This is a genomic window from Spirosoma sp. (genome assembly GCF_026391055.1).
GTDB lineage: Bacteria > Bacteroidota > Bacteroidia > Cytophagales > Spirosomataceae > Spirosoma.
Map to the genome: position 1 here is coordinate 818,371 of NZ_JAPLET010000026.1, position 17,013 is coordinate 835,383.

12 protein-coding genes and 1 pseudogene are annotated in these 17,013 nt (G+C 53.0%); 3 read left to right on the forward strand and 10 right to left on the reverse strand.

All coding sequences use genetic code 11. The annotated features are described in order from the left end of the window. Positions 1-44: 44 nt before the first annotated feature. Positions 45-2,096, reverse strand: a complete 2,052-nt coding sequence (locus NT073_RS26870; protein ID WP_297379916.1) for a hypothetical protein — start codon at positions 2,094-2,096, stop codon at positions 45-47. 99 nt (positions 2,097-2,195) lie between these two features. After that, a complete protein-coding gene (locus NT073_RS26875) occupies positions 2,196-2,723 on the reverse strand; it encodes a GNAT family N-acetyltransferase (protein ID WP_297379919.1) in 528 nt (175 codons plus the stop codon). Positions 2,724-2,883: 160 nt separating this feature from the next. Here NT073_RS26875 and NT073_RS26880 point away from each other — a divergent pair, with 160 nt between their 5' ends. Together NT073_RS26880 and NT073_RS26885 are read left to right on the forward strand one after the other, a co-directional pair. After that, a complete protein-coding gene (locus NT073_RS26880) occupies positions 2,884-3,480 on the forward strand; it encodes a Maf family protein (protein WP_297379921.1) in 597 nt (198 codons plus the stop codon). A gap of 42 nt (positions 3,481-3,522) precedes the next feature. After that, positions 3,523-6,369: an alpha-amylase family glycosyl hydrolase gene (locus tag NT073_RS26885; protein WP_297379923.1), complete on the forward strand. Its 2,847-nt coding sequence runs from the start codon at positions 3,523-3,525 to the stop codon at positions 6,367-6,369. A gap of 93 nt (positions 6,370-6,462) precedes the next feature. Here the strand turns inward: NT073_RS26885 and NT073_RS26890 are convergent, their stop codons facing one another. From NT073_RS26890 to NT073_RS26905, 4 genes and pseudogenes are all read right to left on the reverse strand, one after another. Next, positions 6,463-7,506: an NAD(P)-dependent alcohol dehydrogenase gene (locus NT073_RS26890; RefSeq protein WP_297379925.1), complete on the reverse strand. Its 1,044-nt coding sequence runs from the start codon at positions 7,504-7,506 to the stop codon at positions 6,463-6,465. 29 nt (positions 7,507-7,535) lie between these two features. Next, positions 7,536-8,642 carry an SDR family oxidoreductase gene (locus tag NT073_RS26895; protein ID WP_297379927.1) on the reverse strand — a complete coding sequence of 369 codons (1,107 nt, stop codon included), beginning with the start codon at positions 8,640-8,642 and terminating at the stop codon, positions 7,536-7,538. 331 nt (positions 8,643-8,973) lie between these two features. Beyond that, positions 8,974-9,228 (reverse strand): annotated as a pseudogene (locus NT073_RS26900) (glycosylhydrolase-like jelly roll fold domain-containing protein); the annotation flags it as partial. A 181-nt stretch (positions 9,229-9,409) separates the two neighbouring features. Further along, the gene (locus tag NT073_RS26905) at positions 9,410-10,378 is read right to left on the reverse strand and encodes an AraC family transcriptional regulator (RefSeq protein ID WP_297379930.1); all 969 of its coding nucleotides are present in this window, start codon (positions 10,376-10,378) and stop codon (positions 9,410-9,412) included. Between the two features lie 132 nt (positions 10,379-10,510). On the opposite strand from NT073_RS26905, the gene NT073_RS26910 reads away from it, so the two are divergent. Beyond that, positions 10,511-10,888, forward strand: a complete 378-nt coding sequence (locus NT073_RS26910; protein WP_297379933.1) for a hypothetical protein — start codon at positions 10,511-10,513, stop codon at positions 10,886-10,888. Positions 10,889-10,938: 50 nt separating this feature from the next. Here the strand turns inward: NT073_RS26910 and NT073_RS26915 are convergent, their stop codons facing one another. The 4 genes from NT073_RS26915 to NT073_RS26930 all read right to left on the reverse strand — a co-directional run bounded on the left by NT073_RS26915 (position 10,939) and on the right by NT073_RS26930 (position 16,862). Then, positions 10,939-13,065 (reverse strand): xanthine dehydrogenase family protein molybdopterin-binding subunit, encoded by a 2,127-nt coding sequence (locus NT073_RS26915; protein WP_297379936.1) that lies wholly within the window; start codon positions 13,063-13,065, stop codon positions 10,939-10,941. 19 nt (positions 13,066-13,084) lie between these two features. Then, the gene (locus NT073_RS26920) at positions 13,085-14,107 is read right to left on the reverse strand and encodes a xanthine dehydrogenase family protein subunit M (protein WP_297379939.1); all 1,023 of its coding nucleotides are present in this window, start codon (positions 14,105-14,107) and stop codon (positions 13,085-13,087) included. Between the two features lie 14 nt (positions 14,108-14,121). Continuing rightward, the gene (locus NT073_RS26925; protein ID WP_297379941.1) at positions 14,122-14,907 is read right to left on the reverse strand and encodes a 2Fe-2S iron-sulfur cluster-binding protein; all 786 of its coding nucleotides are present in this window, start codon (positions 14,905-14,907) and stop codon (positions 14,122-14,124) included. 158 nt (positions 14,908-15,065) lie between these two features. Beyond that, positions 15,066-16,862: an ATP-binding protein gene (locus tag NT073_RS26930; RefSeq protein WP_297379944.1), complete on the reverse strand. Its 1,797-nt coding sequence runs from the start codon at positions 16,860-16,862 to the stop codon at positions 15,066-15,068. Between the last annotated feature and the right edge of the window lie 151 nt (positions 16,863-17,013).

Consider the following 17,013-nt stretch of genomic DNA (forward strand, 5'->3'; position numbering starts at 1 on the left):
TAATGCAATTGTATTAAATGTTCCTACATTTAATTTATTTATTTTTATCGGTACGGAATAATTTGTGGAGCGGATAAGTCAAAGTCCCGCAGCCGCAGCGTAGATATGCCTTCAAACGCCTGCCGGAAAGGTATTGTATTGCCCGGAATGTTGGGATAATAGGCCAGCCGGATCTGAAAACTGTTGAACGTTAGGTTTTCGTTTCGCAGCCGAAAGCCAATTCCATAGCCCTGATACAGCGGACCGCTTAATAGTGGCCGGTCGGGAAAACTGGCCAAACCCAGGTTTGCGAACGTGATAAAGGCAACCCGAAACCCAATCAGATTGAGTTTGGAGAACAATACATTCTCGTAATTAATAAACCAGCGCTTGGTACCAATCAGCGCATCGCTGGTGATACCAATGCCATCGGTATTGATGCCGCTTCCGTTACTGCTTAAGGTAACGTATTCGTTGGCGAACCGGTTGATACCGGTGGTAAAGCGTGTATTGAAAAAATGGCGCATGTTACCCCACTTAGTTTTCATAAGCTGGCTGAAATAGTTGGATTCAAGGGATAAAACCCCCTGTTCGATCCGGTTATTCCGAACATAGCCCCCCAGGCTTAACAGTCCGTAGAGATACCCGAAGTGGCGGACATATTTACCCTGCGAAAAATTAAATCCGGTATACATCCGTTGCCCCAACTCCGCGTTATCGACCCCAACAATAGCAGCTATTGACTCACCAATGGGCACGTCTTCGGTGCGGCCAAAGCCATAAATCAGCACATCGCGGACATACTTACGGCGGGAGAAACCCACACTGAACAGGGTAGTGTGGCTATCCTGGTAGATTTGGTTGGTGTCGGCCGTTACATTGGGGCGTGTATTGTATGTGTAGCTGGTGTTACGAAGCGCAATCACCAGCCGGGAACGTCCCTTTTCGTCGGTATCGTTCTGCTTGTAAAACAAGCGGAACGAGCGACCGATCCAGATATCGGAGTAGTTGTAACTGAGTGGAACCAGCAGAATACTGTCATTTCGGGTAACAAGCCGGTTGTTGATCTGGGTATGATTCAGTTCAATAGCCCCGGCATACTTCATGTCGGGAGTTAAAAAAGGGCGATACAGGCGAACGGACGCCTGTTTAAGATCGCGAAGGTACAACATAGTGGCTTCGGCGGTCATAAAGGTCTTGCCGATGAACGGAACCGTATACCGCGCCTGGTACTCCAGTTTCTGCCGGGGGTCATTGGCGGCATAAGCCACCTGGGCAAACAAATGATGACCCAGTCCTCTGAAATTAACCTGGTCGAAACCAACGCTAAAGTTATTGAATCCGCCAAATCCGCCATTGGGCAAGAGCGACCAAACGTCCTGGGTAATTACATAAACATCCACGAATTGCTTGCTGCCCGGCCTTGGCAGTACCAGAATCCGGGCATCATGAAAGATCGACGTGGTTCGCAGCAGGCGCTCATTGTCACGTAGCACATTAGGCTCGAGAGCATCCCCTTGCCGAAATAACAAGTATGAATTGCGGATTACGTGCTCACGCGTGTTGAAGTGCAGCCGGTTACCGGTACGTTCGAACCAGTTGGCGGGTTTGCGCAGGGTATCATAAACGGTCTGACCAAAAACGCCAAGTCGCCGGATGTAGATGTCACCGATAATCTTCCCTTCGAACACTTTAAACGGATTGACTTCCAGTTGGCTGACCTCGCCCATTCGCCCCCGGCTGTTGTACACATCCTGAAAAACAGCATCATAAAACTGCCGGGTAAGCCGGTGTTTGTACATTCTGGTTTTCAGACGGCTATAAAACACACTATCACGCTGCTGCAGCACGCTGTCGGGCAGCGAATTTTCCCTGATAGTCGTCAGCGAGTTTATCAGCGCCAGCGAATCAACGCTCATGGGTCGAATAACCTGGTTCCGAAGGGTGTCGATCTGATATATGGTTGGCGGAGGCAGCTCCGGAAGGTTCTGTTCTACTTTTGGTGGTTGGAGGCCAGGCTGAGCCAGAACTTCAGCTGAGCATCCGGCAATGACCAGCAGCCACACCCAAAAAAGGTGCACAACAGACCGATACGATGCCGGATAAACTTTTTTCATCTTTACGTAAACGACAATTAGAATACTGCCGATGCAAATAGTTTAATGGTTATTGGTTATTACTCATCGTAAATAATCAAGACCGCTTACCACTAACCACTAACTATCAACCATTAACCGTTTCTGAAGCCAATAGTCACGCTGGCGTTCTGACCCGAATTGAAAATAGTGAAAGCCAAACCGCTCGAACCCCATCTTTTCATAAAAGACCTGTGCCCGTTCATTACGCTCCCAGACGCCAAGCCAAACGGCCTGATACCCCTGTTCCCTGGCCCAGTCGAGGCAATGATTAAGTAACGTTCGGCCACACCCCTGCCCTATTTGCGACGCCAGCAGGTAAATCCGCTGTATTTCTATGGCAGTACGTAATTTCATCCGTCTGGGTGGCGCGTGCCTTCTTAATTTTGCAAAACCAATCGGCACATCGTCAGACGATACCATCAAAAAGAAAGTGGAACGGGGATCTGCCAGTTCAGCTTCAAGTATGGGCTGCGTAATGGCCGACTGAATATATTCCTCAACGAGGGCATCGGGATTGTGCGGTGGCCCAAAGGCTTCGCGCATTGTTATGGCGGATAACTCGGTCAGTAAAGCCGCGTCGGCCGGGGTAGCGGGTCGGATAGTCAATTTAATGATGAATTAAGACTGGTAAATGATAACCAAATTAGCGGTAAGATGATGATTTACGAATATAAGTCGAAATTTGCCAGCCCTGGCTGTAGACTAGCCAACCATTCAGGCCAGGTATTCTAACGGCATACATTATACATTTTATATCTCTTCTCTTGTGTTAACCTTACGTTATCCTTTACTGCTAGCCTCTGGCTCACCCCGCCGGAAACAGCTTATGACCGATGCGGGCTTTTCGTTCACGATCGAAACGCGCCCCACCGATGAGCTATTTCCCGATACCATGCCTGCCGATGAGGTGGCCGAGTACCTCGCCCGCCAGAAAGCCGAGCAGTTTCTGAACGATGCCGAAGTTCCAAACCGGATTGTTCTGTGTGCCGATACAGTTGTTATTCTGGATAACCAGATCATGAACAAACCGCAGGACGAAGCCGATGCCCGCCGTATGCTCCAACTGCTCTCCGGCCAAACGCACCGGGTGCGCACGGGTGTCGCCATTCTGGCCCCTTCCGCTAATGGCCAAACGGAGTTACACTCTTTTACCGACGAAACCATCGTTCAGTTCGCAACCTTGACCGACGACGAGATTACCTACTACATCCGCGAATGCAAACCATTCGATAAAGCCGGGTCATATGGCGCGCAGGACTTTATAGGTCTGGTGGGTATCGAACGGCTGGAAGGCTCGTTCTATACCGTTATGGGATTACCCACGCACCGGGTCTATCAGGCCCTGAAAGCTTACATAAAATAGGAATAAACCTGTATGTTTGTGACTTATTTCATCAACAACGCTATGAGGTCACACTACTACACAATTTTTCTTTTCATTTTTCTGCTGGCACCGGCCTTGGGTCAGGTCGTTACCACCCAGCCAACATTCCCCACAGCCGACGCCGAAATCACCCTTGTTTTCGACCTGACGAAGTCAACCGATAGTCGAGCAAAAGGGCTGCTGGGCAAACAGGATGACGTTTATTTATGGTCGGGTGCCGGGTCGACGGCGAGCGGAAATGCGTTCGAGTTTCAACCCACCGGACAAACTGATTTTAGTAAGCTTTTCACACCGGGTAAAATGACCGCTTTGGGCGGGGATAAATGGCAGATCAAACTGGTACCGCGCACCTACTTCGGTGTGCCGACCGGAACGCCCGTTCGAAAACTTGGCCTGTTGCTCAAAAGCGGGGACGGGAAAGCGCAAACGGAAGACTTGTTCATCACCATTTACGACGCGACGTTTAACCTAACCCGGTTAGCACCGAGTCAAAAACAGTTTTACGTCGATGCCGATACACCTTTACCGGTACGCTACAAAAGCTCGCAGTCGGCAACGTTCAGCCTGACACTGGATGGGCAACCGACGGCCAATGCTACCGGTACCGATTCACTAACTACCAGCCTGAACACCGGCCGGCAATCGGGTTTGCTACGAACAGTTATTGTCCGGGCAACTTCCCTGAGCGCAACAACCGGCGTTACCGCCCTTGCCGACACCTTTTACTTTACCGTTAAGCCCTTGCCTACCACGGCTGCGCTGCCAGTGGGCTTACAGGATGGCATCAATTATACCGGCCCTAACAAGGCAACGCTGGTGTTATACGCACCGAAGAAAAGTTTTGTGTACCTGCTCGGCGAGTTTAACAACTGGACCCTTGACCCGGCCTACCTGATGAACCGGACGCCCGACGGGACCCGCTACTGGCTCGAACTCCCGAACCTGCCCACCGGCGAAACGGCCTTCCAGTATCTGGTCGATGGAACCATCGGAGTGGCCGATCCCTACGCCGATAAAATTCTGGACCGCAACAACGACCGGTTTATTCCGACAACAACGTACCCTAATCTGAAAGCCTTTCCCGAAAAAGCGCAGGGCAACACGGTTTCTGTCCTTCAGCCCGGCCAGACGCCTTACGTGTTTCAGACAACCGGTTTCCAGCGGCCCGCCGTTAACACGATGGTCGTTTATGAGTTGCTGGTTCGTGATTTTATCGAGAATCGAAGCTACCAAACCCTCACCGATAGTTTGGCATACCTGAAACGACTCGGCATTAACACCATTGAGCTGATGCCCGTTACGGAGTTTTCGGGTAATGATTCGTGGGGCTATAACCCGACCTTCTATTTCGCCCCCGACAAAGCCTACGGGACCAAGACCGCCCTCCGGCAATTTATCGACGCGGCTCACAAGCAGGGCATTGCCGTGGTGCTGGACATGGTGCTGAATCAGGCCGATTACGAATTTCCTTATGTAAAAATGTACTGGGCCGGCGATCGTCCCTCGGCCGACAGCCCCTATTTCAACCAGCAGGCCACGCACCCGTACAGCGTCTTTTTCGACTTTAACCACGAAAGCCCGGACACCAAAGCTTTTGTGGATAGGGTTTGTAAATACTGGTTACAGGAATATAAGATAGACGGTTTCCGATTCGACCTGTCGAAGGGATTTACGCAGAAAAACTCGGGAAATGATGTAGCCGCCTGGGGAAACTACGATGCCAGCCGGATTGCGATCTGGAAACGCATTTACGACCAGATCCGCACTCTCGATCCAACGGCTTACGTCATTCTCGAACACTTTGCCGACAATGCCGAAGAAACGGAACTGGCGAATTATGGTATGCTGCTCTGGGGGAATCACAACGGCGATTTCCGGGGGGCTGCCCGCTTCGCTGAGGTCGATTTCTCGGGCATATCGTACCAGAAACGCAACTTCCAAAAGCCAAATCTGATCGGTTACGCCGAAAGTCACGACGAAGAACGACTCGTTTTTGATTTCCGCCAGAATGGGACCGCCACGGGTTCGTACAGCATTAAATCCCTGCCAACAGCCCTCGATCGGGCCAAACTAACGGCGGCCTTCCTGCTGGCGGTGCCGGGACCAAAAATGATCTGGCAGTTCGGCGAACTAGGGTACGACCTGTCCATAAATACCTGCTCCGACGGCACGACCATCAAAGAAGACTGCCGAACGGCGGCCAAACCCGTCCGGTGGACCTATTATCAGGACGCCGACCGGCAGAAGTTGTATAAAGTGTATAGTGCCCTGATTAACCTCAAAACAACGGTTCCGGCTTTTGCCACCACTGATTTTACGACCGATTTTACGGGTGTTGTGAAACGTCTAACCTTACGCAGTGCAACAGGAACCGTTTTTCTGATCGGCAACTTCGACACCAAGGCCCAGACTGTTTCGGCAGGCTTCCCATCGAACGGTAAATGGTATCATTTCTTTACCGGGCAGGAGGTGCAGCTTGCCGATGCCAACCAATCAGTCACATTGGAGCCAGGTGCGTTTCACCTGTATTCGACAACTAAATTACCGACGCCCGAAGCGGGCCTTGTCCCCTTCGCGCTGGTACCGGGTGTCGTAACGGCGGTTGAACCGGAACCCGACAGCCAGTTGCTCATTTCGCCAAATCCCGCAGCGGAGCAGACGGTTGTGGAGATAAACAGCCGCTACCGGGGTGGCGTAGCGTTCAACCTGCGCGAATCGGGTGGTCGGTCGGTCCGGTTTTGGAACGCACCCAAAACCAGCGACCGGTTCCGCCAGCCAATCGATCTGCAACAGCTGCCAACCGGGATCTATTTTCTCCAAATTCAGCAGGGCGAGCGGCAAAGCATTTTGAAGGTATTGAAGCGATAGCCGCTGTTTGTACATACGTTTACCCACGGACAAATAAAATGAGCCGGGGTGCATGTCGTATGCACCCCGGCTCATTTTGTTTATGAATGTATTCTACAGCGTAGCCATATCGATCACAAACCGATACCGAACATCGCCTTTCAGCATCCGTTCGTAAGCCGGTTGAATGTCCTTGATGTCAATCATCTCAATATCCGAAACAATGCTGTGTTCGGCGCAGAAATCCAGCATTTCCTGCGTTTCGGCAATACCGCCAATCGTAGAACCGGCAATGCTCTTCCGGCCGGGAATCAGACTGAACGCCAGCAGGGCTGAAGGCGTTGGGGGTGCACCCACGCAGATATGCACGCCATCCGTTTTCAACAGGCTTAAGTACTGGTTGTAATCATGCTCGGCAGAAACCGTATCCAGAATAAAGTCAAAATAACCGGTAATTGACTCAAGCTGGGCCGGGTCACTGGTAACGACGAACTTGTGCGCACCGAGCTTCCGGGCGTCTTCCTCTTTCTTCGGCGAGGTGCTTAAAACCGTCACTTCCGCCCCAAAAGCCACGCCGAATTTAACGCCCATATGGCCAAGACCACCCAGCCCCAGAACGGCTATCTTGTGCCCTTTACCCACTTTCCAGTGTTTGAGGGGCGAATAAGTCGTGATGCCCGCACAAAGCAGCGGTGCCGTAGCAGCCAGATCGAGCGTTTCGGGAATATGAAGGACAAAATCTTCATTCACCACAATGGTGTTGGAATAGCCGCCGTGGGTAGGCGTTTTCCTGTCCTGTTCCAGACTATTGTAGGTGAGTGTGTTGCCATTGGTGCAATATTGTTCCAAACCGTGCTGGCAATTCTCACACACGCGGCACGAATCGACCATGCAGCCGGTTCCGGCCAGATCGCCGACTTTAAATTTACTGACCTCACTGCCGACAGCGACAACCCGACCAACGATCTCGTGTCCGGGCACCATGGGAAAAATACCCCCACCCCATTCGTCTCTGATCTGGTGAAGATCGGAGTGGCAAACGCCACAAAAGGTAATATCGAATTGCACATCGTGCGGGCCAACGTCGCGTCGGTCAAAAGTCCAGGGCGCCAGTGCAGAATCTTTGGTCTGAGCGGCATAACTTTTTGTATTAATCATACGATTTTAGTTTGCTAAACGTGTTTTGTCTAAGCGAGTTTAGGCTGCTGAATTTCGCTATTGGCGGGCAATATGCGGTCGGCCTGTAGTTGTTTAAAAAGGTCAAAGAACGAATCGTCGGTCGGCTGAAAAACCAAGAAGCCAAGTTTACGGCTCTTCGACATATCGGTCATTACCTCAATGGGCCTTCCCAGATCAAGGTCCGTATGCCAGGCCGATGCCACACGGGTCAAATCAGGTTCGACCAAGTGCTGCTTTTCGGCGATTTCCTGCCATAGCGGGCCATCGTTTGCCAGTTCGTCTTCCAGCGGATGAACCGTACCGTCAAAGCCAACGGCTTCAATACCGAACCAGTCAGCAATTCGCTGCCATAACCAGCTCCAGCGGAACACATCGCCGTTCACTACGTTGAACGCTTCATTATGCGCAGATTCGGTGGTGGCGGCCCAAATAAGGTGCTTGGCCAATACGCGCGCGTCGGTCACGTCCGACAGTCCTTCCCACTGGGCTTTGGACCCCGGCCACCGGAAGGGCCGCCCACTAGCCTGGCACAGGGTAGCATAAACGGCCAGGGTGCTGCCCATGTTCATCATATTCCCAACAGCTTTCCCGATAACGGTATGCGGCCGGTGAATGCTCCATGTGAAGCCATCCCGGGCGGCAGCGGCATACACTTCATCTTCCTGGGCGTAGTAGAAATTTTCGATGTCAAGGCGCGGATGCTCTTCCCGCAAAGGCGTTTCAGGTAAAAAACCATCTTTAGCGTACGCATCGAAAGGCCCGAGATAGTGTTTCAGGCCCGTAACCAGCGCGACGTGCTGTACCGATCTTTTGGGCGCCAGGGCATTGAGCAGATTGCGGACCATGGTGCCATTTACCCGGATGTTCTCGGCTTCTGTCTCGTTCCGCATCCAGCTCGTAAAAAACACGTGGGTTGGATTGATTGTCGACAGAGCCGTTTGCAGGCTGTCCGGATTCATCAGATCAGCGGCTACAGGCTGCAAATCGGCAAGTTCATGGTTGGGGTTTCGCGCTAATCCGTAGGTCAACCATCCCTGATTGATTAGCTCGTGGGCAAGATTACTACCGGTAATTCCACTGGCACCAACCACGAGGGCAATTTTACGTATACTCATAGAGTTGTCTGGTCTTGTCAACGCTCTGGATGTGCCAGTGTTTTGGGCGGCCCGTTACGGACCGCCGTCACGATAACGATGGAAAAAGTACCATTTGCGCTACACACGGGTTAACATCCGGCTTTGTTGAATACTAGTGTAAACGATACCTGCGTTGACAAGTTTTTTTCCTGACAGCCTTTATGTAATGAGACGCCTGCTTTTCTCAGACAAGGCCATGTGAATCAGGCAGCCTTGTTTTTGAGTAACTGGTTATTTTTTAAATGATAAGCTCCTGCCCACCAAACAACATTATTTGGTAGGCAGGAGCTTGCTTGGTCATCAACTCAATTCAGGGCTTAGCCAACAGTACCTGTACCGGTCCCAGCAGACCCGAGGGCAACAGGGGCGAATCGGCACGGTAGAACGGGATAGTAGTGAACGTTATTTTGTTCGTTACGCCCGGCTGCGCATTACCTATCAACCGGTTTACCCAGAGGTTCGTTATTTTGACCTGTACGGTGTTTGTACCGGTCTTCAGGGCGCCGGTGATAGGCAGACGGAAGGGCTTTTTCCAGACGATACCCATGTTTTTACCGTTAATGAGTGGTAAGGTTAGGCAAAGAGCGGCCAGATGCTTCATAGAAAATTGCAGGCAGGTAATTTTTTACCGAATAACAAAACAATACTGTGTAAAACTAAGGCGATAATAATACCGTACTGTCCTGTATTTACCTAGTCATGAAGCAACTACAACTCCTTAAAACGATCTATTTACATCGAATACCCTACCCTGTTGGTTGCTGACGCCATTTTCGGGCGGCATGGAGGTAAGCACTCGAAGCCGAGTAACCCAGCAGATAGGCAATGTCCTGGGTGCCCAGCGTCCGACCCCTTTCCAGATGAGTCGCCATCTGGCGTTTGATGTCGTCCGCAATGGACCGGAACGAAGTGCCCTCATCGGTCAGCTTGCGCTGAAAGGTTCGGTGGCTCATAGCAAACTGGCTCACCACTTCATCCAGACACGGTAACTCAGGCGAACATAGGTTCAGAATCATGGTACGAACCTGATCCGCAAACGGGCTGCACCGAGTCGGCGACTGACCCAGTAACTTCAGAAAAACAGGCAGTAACACGTCCAGATTCTTAAGCCGCCGACGATTGATCGGGCCAGCAACCAGACGCAGTTCTACCACCAGTCGGTGGGCATCAGATGGTGTAACAGCGCTTGCACAGAGTCGCCGGTATTCCTCCAACTGCCGATACGGTAACTCTACTCCGGCAATGTCACCCTCGATCATCAGACCGATTTCCCGATACATCAAAAATAACACCGAGTCGAGCACCTGATTTTTCACAGGATCCTGAAGTTGAGGACTTTGCAGCTCAATGATCAGATGGTCCTGGTACTGGGTCGTTACCAGATTAACCACGGGAAACGTGTTTGCCAGATAATCGGCCAGTAAACCCAAGGCCTGCTCAATGCTGGAAGCCGCCAGCGAAATTTGATAAACCAGCCCCAGCGCCCGTAAATTCAGATAGTAGCCGTAATGCAGGCCAAGGAATGGGTCCTGGCCAAGATTCAGCATACACTCCCAAAGCCTGGTATAATCTGCCAAGCTTACCCAGCCCTGTTCATCCATCAGGTCAGACTCAGGAACATCCAGTTGACTCAGGAGAAGCCGCCTGTCTAAACCTTTGCAGACGGCATAGTCTAGAAGGTTGATGAGGTGCTGGTTGGAGAGTGTCTTACGCATCGGGTCGGGGGTGTTGAGTTGACGCAAAATAGCCAAAATTTGGCGTAAAATATCAACTCAATCCAGACCCGGAACCCGAATTTTGTCCTGTTCAATGATAAAAAAATCAGTTCACCAAAAACCATTTCCGTCATGAAATCGCTGCAAACTGTTTTGATCATCAATGCTGTCAGTTCGGGAGCAACCGGCCTTTTGTTACTGGGATTAACCAGCCCGATCGCCCAACTTTTTGGGCAATCCTCGACAGGTGTTTTCACCGAAGTCGGCATTTTTCTGGTCGCCTTTGCCGGGTTTGTTTTCTACCAAAGCCGCCGGCATATCACGTCGGCAAAAGCCGTTCGGTTTATCATTGCCCTGGATTTGCTGTGGGTGGTGGCCAGTGTCATGCTGTTGGCATGGCCCTCGGCAGAGTTAACCGGAATAGGTCAGGTTGCCATTGCCGCTGTTGCCCTATGGGTAGCCCTGATGGCGTATCTTCAAACGAATGGTCTGAAGAAACTAACGGCCTAAGAAATTTGGAGTACCGACCGTCGATGCGTCGACCCGGTCGGTACTCCATCTTACAACAACTTATCGGGTGTAATCGGCAACTCCCGGACCCGCTTGCCGGTGGCGTTGAAGATGGCATTGGCAACGGCAGCCGCTACACCAACAATGCCTACTTCGCCAATACCTTTTACACCGAGTGTATTGGCTTTCTGATCGTCTTCACGGATAAAAATAGCTTCCATGTTGCCAATATCGAGGTTGGCCGGAACGTGGTAGTCGGCGAAGGAGCGGGTAACGAAATTGCCCCAGCGCGGATCGAGAACCGATTCCTCGGTCAGTGCCATGCCGATACCCCAGATGTTGCCGCCGATGATCTGCGACCGGGCTGTTTTCGGATTCAGGATGGTGCCCGCACCCGTCACCGCCAGAAACCGGTTCACCCGCACCATGCCCGTAAACCGGTTCACGGCTACTTCGGCAAAATTGGCGTTGAAGCTGTGTGCAGAATAGTCCTCGGCGCTTTCCAGCGGTTTGGCATCGATTCGGGTCTGGAAATCGGTTAGTTTTTCGGACATCATCAATTGCGAAGCCGTCGGGCGTGCGAAAAACTGCTTGCCTGAGCGCGTCAGTAGTTCATCCGTAATTTTCTGGCAGGCGTCGTTCACGGCGTTGGCATAGCTGGAAGCCCCCACTGAACCCACCGAACCGGCGGCTGGCGGGAGGTCAGAATCCCCAATGACCACCTTAACATTGCGAAGGGGCAGACCGAGCGCATCGGCGGCCGTTTGCGTCAGGATTGTGTATGTACCGGTCCCAAGGTCGGCAGCGGCCAGTTCGACCGTCGCCATAACGTCGTTAGCGGTGCGTTTAAGTCTCACAATGGCCGATGTAGGACGTTGATGGGCGGGGTAGGTACCAGACGCCACGCCGTAGCCAACCAGGTAATTGCCCTGCTGATTCTGGCGCGGTTCGGCTTTTCGCTTTTCCCAGCCGAAGGCCTTGGCCCCCACTTGTAAACAGTCGACCGCTTTCCGCGACGACCAGGGTTTGCCATTGGACGGATCGCGTTCTGGCTCGTTTTTTATGCGCAGCTCAATCGGGTCCATCTTCAGCGCGTAGGCCAGTTCATCCATCGCCGATTCGAGGGCGAAACTACCGGTCGATTTACCGGGACCGCGTGTATAAGTCGGCAAAATCACGTTCATCGGCACCGCCCGATACGTAATGAGCGAGTTCGGCACGGCGTACATAACCTTCGAGCAATCGCCACAGGGCTCGACGAACTCTTCTTTTATGGCACCATGCGTCGTGATTTCGTGCGCCAGAGCCGTCAGTTTACCATCTTTAGTAGCGGCCAGACTCACTTTCTGGTGATTTCGTTGGCGTAATCCCACCGAGTTTACCATCTGCTGACGGGTCAATGCCAGTTTTACGGGGCGGTTCACCTGTTTAGCGGCCACCGCCGTTAGCACCAGATTAGCCCACTGACCACCTTTTGAGCCAAACCCGCCCCCAATGTACGGCGTAATAATCCGCACCTGTTCGGGCTTGATATTTAACGTATTGGCTGCGGCACTTTGAGCCCCGTTAACGATCTGCGAACTGTTATAAAGCGTTACACGATCTCCGTTCCATTCGGCAATGGTGGCGTGGGGTTCCAGCGGATGGTGGTGCTCGATGGGCGTTTCGTACACTTCCTCGACTTTGAACTCGGCATCACGAAGCGCGGCTTTAACATCGCCCCGTTTGGCATCCGCTTTTTCTTTGTCCTTGGGGAGTGTAGCGTCTTTGGCCAATTTCTCGAAATCGGCTTTCGGTTCCTTCTTATCGTAGGTAACGTTGATCAGGTGCGTGGCATGACGGGCCTGCTCAAAGGTTTCGGCCACGACCAGCCCAATATGCTGCCCGTAGAACTCGATCTCGGGGCTTTGCAATAAAGCCCCCCCGCGAATTCCACCGTTAACATTGAGCTTTGGCGCATTGGTATGGGTGATAACCGCCAGCACACCGGGCGCTTTTTCGGCCGCAGTGGTGTCGATGGTCCGAATCGTTCCGGCGGCAATCGTGCTTTTGAACAGTACGGCGTAGGCCAGATTTTTAACCGGGAAATCCGTCGAGTAAGTCGCTTTGCCCGTCACCTTGGCGATCCCGTCGATACGGCTGATGGGTGTCCCGGTCAGTTTGTTTTTGTCTTGCATGGAAGTAGTGACGTTGAGATCAGGCTTTACCACCGTTCATGGCCATTTGCAGTGCCAGCACAATACTGCGGCTGCCCAGTTCTACTTTGAACTTGTTATGCTCCAGCGGCTTCGCATCGACCATTTCGGCGTCGGCGGCCCGCTTAAAATTCTCGACTGTCGCTTCTTTACCCGCCAGAAACTGCTCGGCTTTTAATGCCCGCCACGGTTTGTGCGCTACACCACCCATCGCAATTCGCGCCTGAACGATTTTAGTGCCCGACCCGTCGGACCGATCCATCTCCAGGCCGGCAGCTACCGAAATGAGCGCAAAGGCGTACGACGCCCGGTCGCGTACTTTGAGATAATATGATTTGCCGGCAAACTTGTTCGGCGGCAGGTCAATGGCCGTGATGAGTTCGCCATGGGCCAGATTCGTGTCCCGTTCGGGCGTATCGCCGGGTAGCCGGTGGAAGTCTGCAAAGGGGATACTCCGCTCCTGACCACCGGCGTTCTTAACTTTTACGACGGCATCCAGTGCCGCCAGCGCAATGGCCATATCAGATGGGTACACCGCTACGCATTTTTCAGACGCGCCGAAGATGGCATGCAGCCGGTTAACGCCTTCCAGTGCCCCGCACCCGCTGCCCGGCTCGCGTTTGTTGCAGGGCATCGCCACTTCGTAAAAATACGGGCAGCGGGTGCGTTGCAGCAGGTTTCCGCCGTTGGTCGCCATGTTCCGGATCTGTCCGGATGCGCCCGCCAGAATAGCCTGCGTCAGGAGCGGGTAGTTTTGGCGGATCAGCGGGTGATTGGCGGCATCGGTGTTTTTGCCCAACCCGCCAATCGACAGGCCACCCTTGGCAGACCCGGCGGCAATGGGTTTGATCTCCGTCAGGCGAAGACCCGAAATGTCGACAATGGCGCTGGGGCGCTCCACATCTTCCTTCATCAGGTCGATCAGGTTGGTGCCTCCGGCGAGGAATCTTGCATTCGGGTTTCCGGCCAGTTCCTTCGTGGCTGACGCAGGATCGTTGGCCCGGCTGTAGGTGAAAGGTCTCATGGACTAGTGACTGATTAGGCTGAAAACCGAAACGTCTGTTCGACGGGCTTTCCGCTGTGAACCTCCTGAATGGCGGCAACAATATTGGGATAGGCACCGCAGCGGCACAAATTTCCCGACATCCGCTCCCGAATTTCTTCGGTCGACAGTTGAACGGGCGCCGTTTTTTTGCGTACATCCTCCGTAACGTAACTGGCATCGCCCCGCTTCGCTTCGTCCATCAGGGCCACCGCCGAGCATATCTGGCCGGGCGTACAAAATCCGCACTGAAAGCCGTCGTGTTTCAGGAACGCTTCCTGCATCGGATGCAATACAGTACCCTTCGCGAGCCCTTCGATCGTTTTCACGCTTTTTCCTTCGCAGCTGGCCGCCAGGGTCAGGCAGGACAATACCCGCTGCCCGTCGACAATAACCGTACAGGCACCGCATTGGCCGTGGTCGCAGCCCTTCTTGGAGCCGGTTAGTTCCAGCCGTTCGCGCAGCGTATCCAGCAGGGTCATTCGGGAGTCGACCAGCAGTTTACGAGCCGCCCCGTTTACGTTGAGCGATACGTTGACGCCATTTTCGATTGTTGCCGACGATAATTCCGCAGCCGCTGGTACGTTGAGTGGCCGGGTAAACAGCTGCTCGGCAACGGCCGACTGAGCCGCCAGGATGCCCCCGCCAGCCAGGGTTACGAGCTTCAAAAAATGACGCCGGTTCACGCCGGTATCGAGAATCTCGTCCAGATCTTCCGGCATCAAATCCTCGAACAGTTTCTTTTCGTCGTCCGACAGGTCGGGGGTTTCGTTCACATCCATTGTGCAGCTCGTTATGGCTTAAGGCGGTTAATGCTATTCAGCCTGGAAGGGTTATTCTCACGGGTCAGTGTCAGTTAAAAGTAACCGTTCTATGAACCCTATTGTTATGAGCAGCGGTATGCGACCGGGCGCCTTCCGTCCCGTCATGAACACTCATGTTATGAGAGGCCCGTAGGCAGGGTGATCACAAACCCGGTTCCCTCCCCCTCCCGGCCGTTCACTGTTAGTTGCCCGCTATGCCCTTTGGTCACGATGTCGTAGCTCAGCGACAGGCCCAACCCGGTACCTTCTCCCGTGGGTTTGGTAGTAAAAAAAGGCTGAAAGATCTTTCCTTTCACCCCATCGGGAATGCCGATCCCATTGTCACGTACGCAAATCTGCACCTGGTTTCCAACTCGGCTGGTACTTATACTCACCATCGGCTCATACCCCACCGGAGCCACTTTTTTCTTCTCCCGAACGGCGTAAAATGCATTTGTGAACAGATTGAGAAGCACCCGGCCCAATTCCTGCGGCATCACCGTCACCAGACCCAGATCGGGAGCGTAGTCGGTAGTCAGCTGGCAATTGAACGCCTTGTCTTTAGTCCGCAGATCAACGTAGACCAGCCGCAGGTATTCATCGGCTAGCACGTTTAGGTTAGTTGGCTCTTTCCGGCCGGTTGAGCTACGGGCGTGTTCCAGCATACCTTTCACAATATTGGAAGCCCGTCCGCCGTGGTAAGTGATCTTTTCTAAATTCAGCGTGAGGTCCTTGAAAAGTTCATCGACCAGTTCCAGGTCGGGCTCACCTTTGGCCTGTTCCTCCCGCAGTTCCCCGACCAGCTCGACACTCACCTCCGAGAAGTTATTGACGAAGTTGAGCGGATTCTGGATTTCGTGGGCGATACCGGCGGTTAGCTCACCCAGCGACGCCATTTTCTCGGCCTGCACGAGCTGCGTCTGGGTGGTTTCGAGCTGGGCCAGTGTTTGCTGAAGAGCTTCTTTCTGCTCACTCAACTGTTGATTGGCCCGATGTTTAGCCCGGTTGTTCCGGGTCAGGATGAGTGAAAATGCGCCCAGAACAGCGAGGCAACCCACCAAAACCAGCACAAACTGACGCTGCCGGTTCGACTCCTGTTCACTTAGCTGCCGGTCTTTTGTCAGCAGCTGGATCTGGGCCTCTTTTTTGAGCAGATTCTGTTTGTAGGTCAGTGAAGCCAGTCGTCGGGACGTTGCCTCGGCGGTCAGGCTGTCTTTATAGGCGGTGTATTGCAAGAAATACTGGTAGGCTTTGGCGTAATCGCCCTCTTTCGCAAAGGCATTGCTCAACTCCTGACTGGAATCCCGGCGTTTCTTTTGTTCGGTTAGCTGCTGAACCACCTGCGGACTGCTCTTTTCGGAGTGAATCAGCGTATCGAGCCAGCGATCGGCAAAATCCGGTTTGACGCGCAATTGCCGAAACATTCTGGGTTCAAAGGTTGGCCTTGGCAGCGATGCGATATAGTCGGCGGTCACATCCGGGAAAGTGCGTTTGTCCGCCCCTCGTCTATCCAGTTGAGTTAGCGGCTCAGTCGTGGTTGCTACGGGTGGGTTATCCCGACTGAGCCTGGATGCCGTTTCCCGCATGGATTTTCCCAGCGTTTCCATGACCGAGCCCAAGGTGGGCGATGACGGTACCGGAGACATTAGCCGGATATTGGCTTTGAGAATCTTACCGATCTGGCTCATGGCCCATCTGGCCTCTTTCAGATCGTTAATTTGCGCGGCAATCTGTTCTGCCTGCTGCAGCAATTCCTTAGCAGCTTGGGGTTGCTGTTTTTGCAGGCGCAGTCCCGCCAGCCGACAAAGGGCCACGAGCTGACCGGGTTGATAGGCAAGCTCACGGCTTACGGACAGCAGCGTGTCGAGCACCTCGGCGGAGTTAACGTCTTCCGACAAAGCGGCTTTCAATGGGCTGATCCCTCTCCTCGACATCTGTCGTGATGGCGTTGCGACCGTATCAGTCTGACCCACCTGCGCCCATGCAGGTAGTGACCATAAAATCAATACACTACAAAAGAAGATCCGCAGGCCGTTACAAAATCCCATTTTCATACTTACCTAAACAAGTCGTACCTCCTGACTT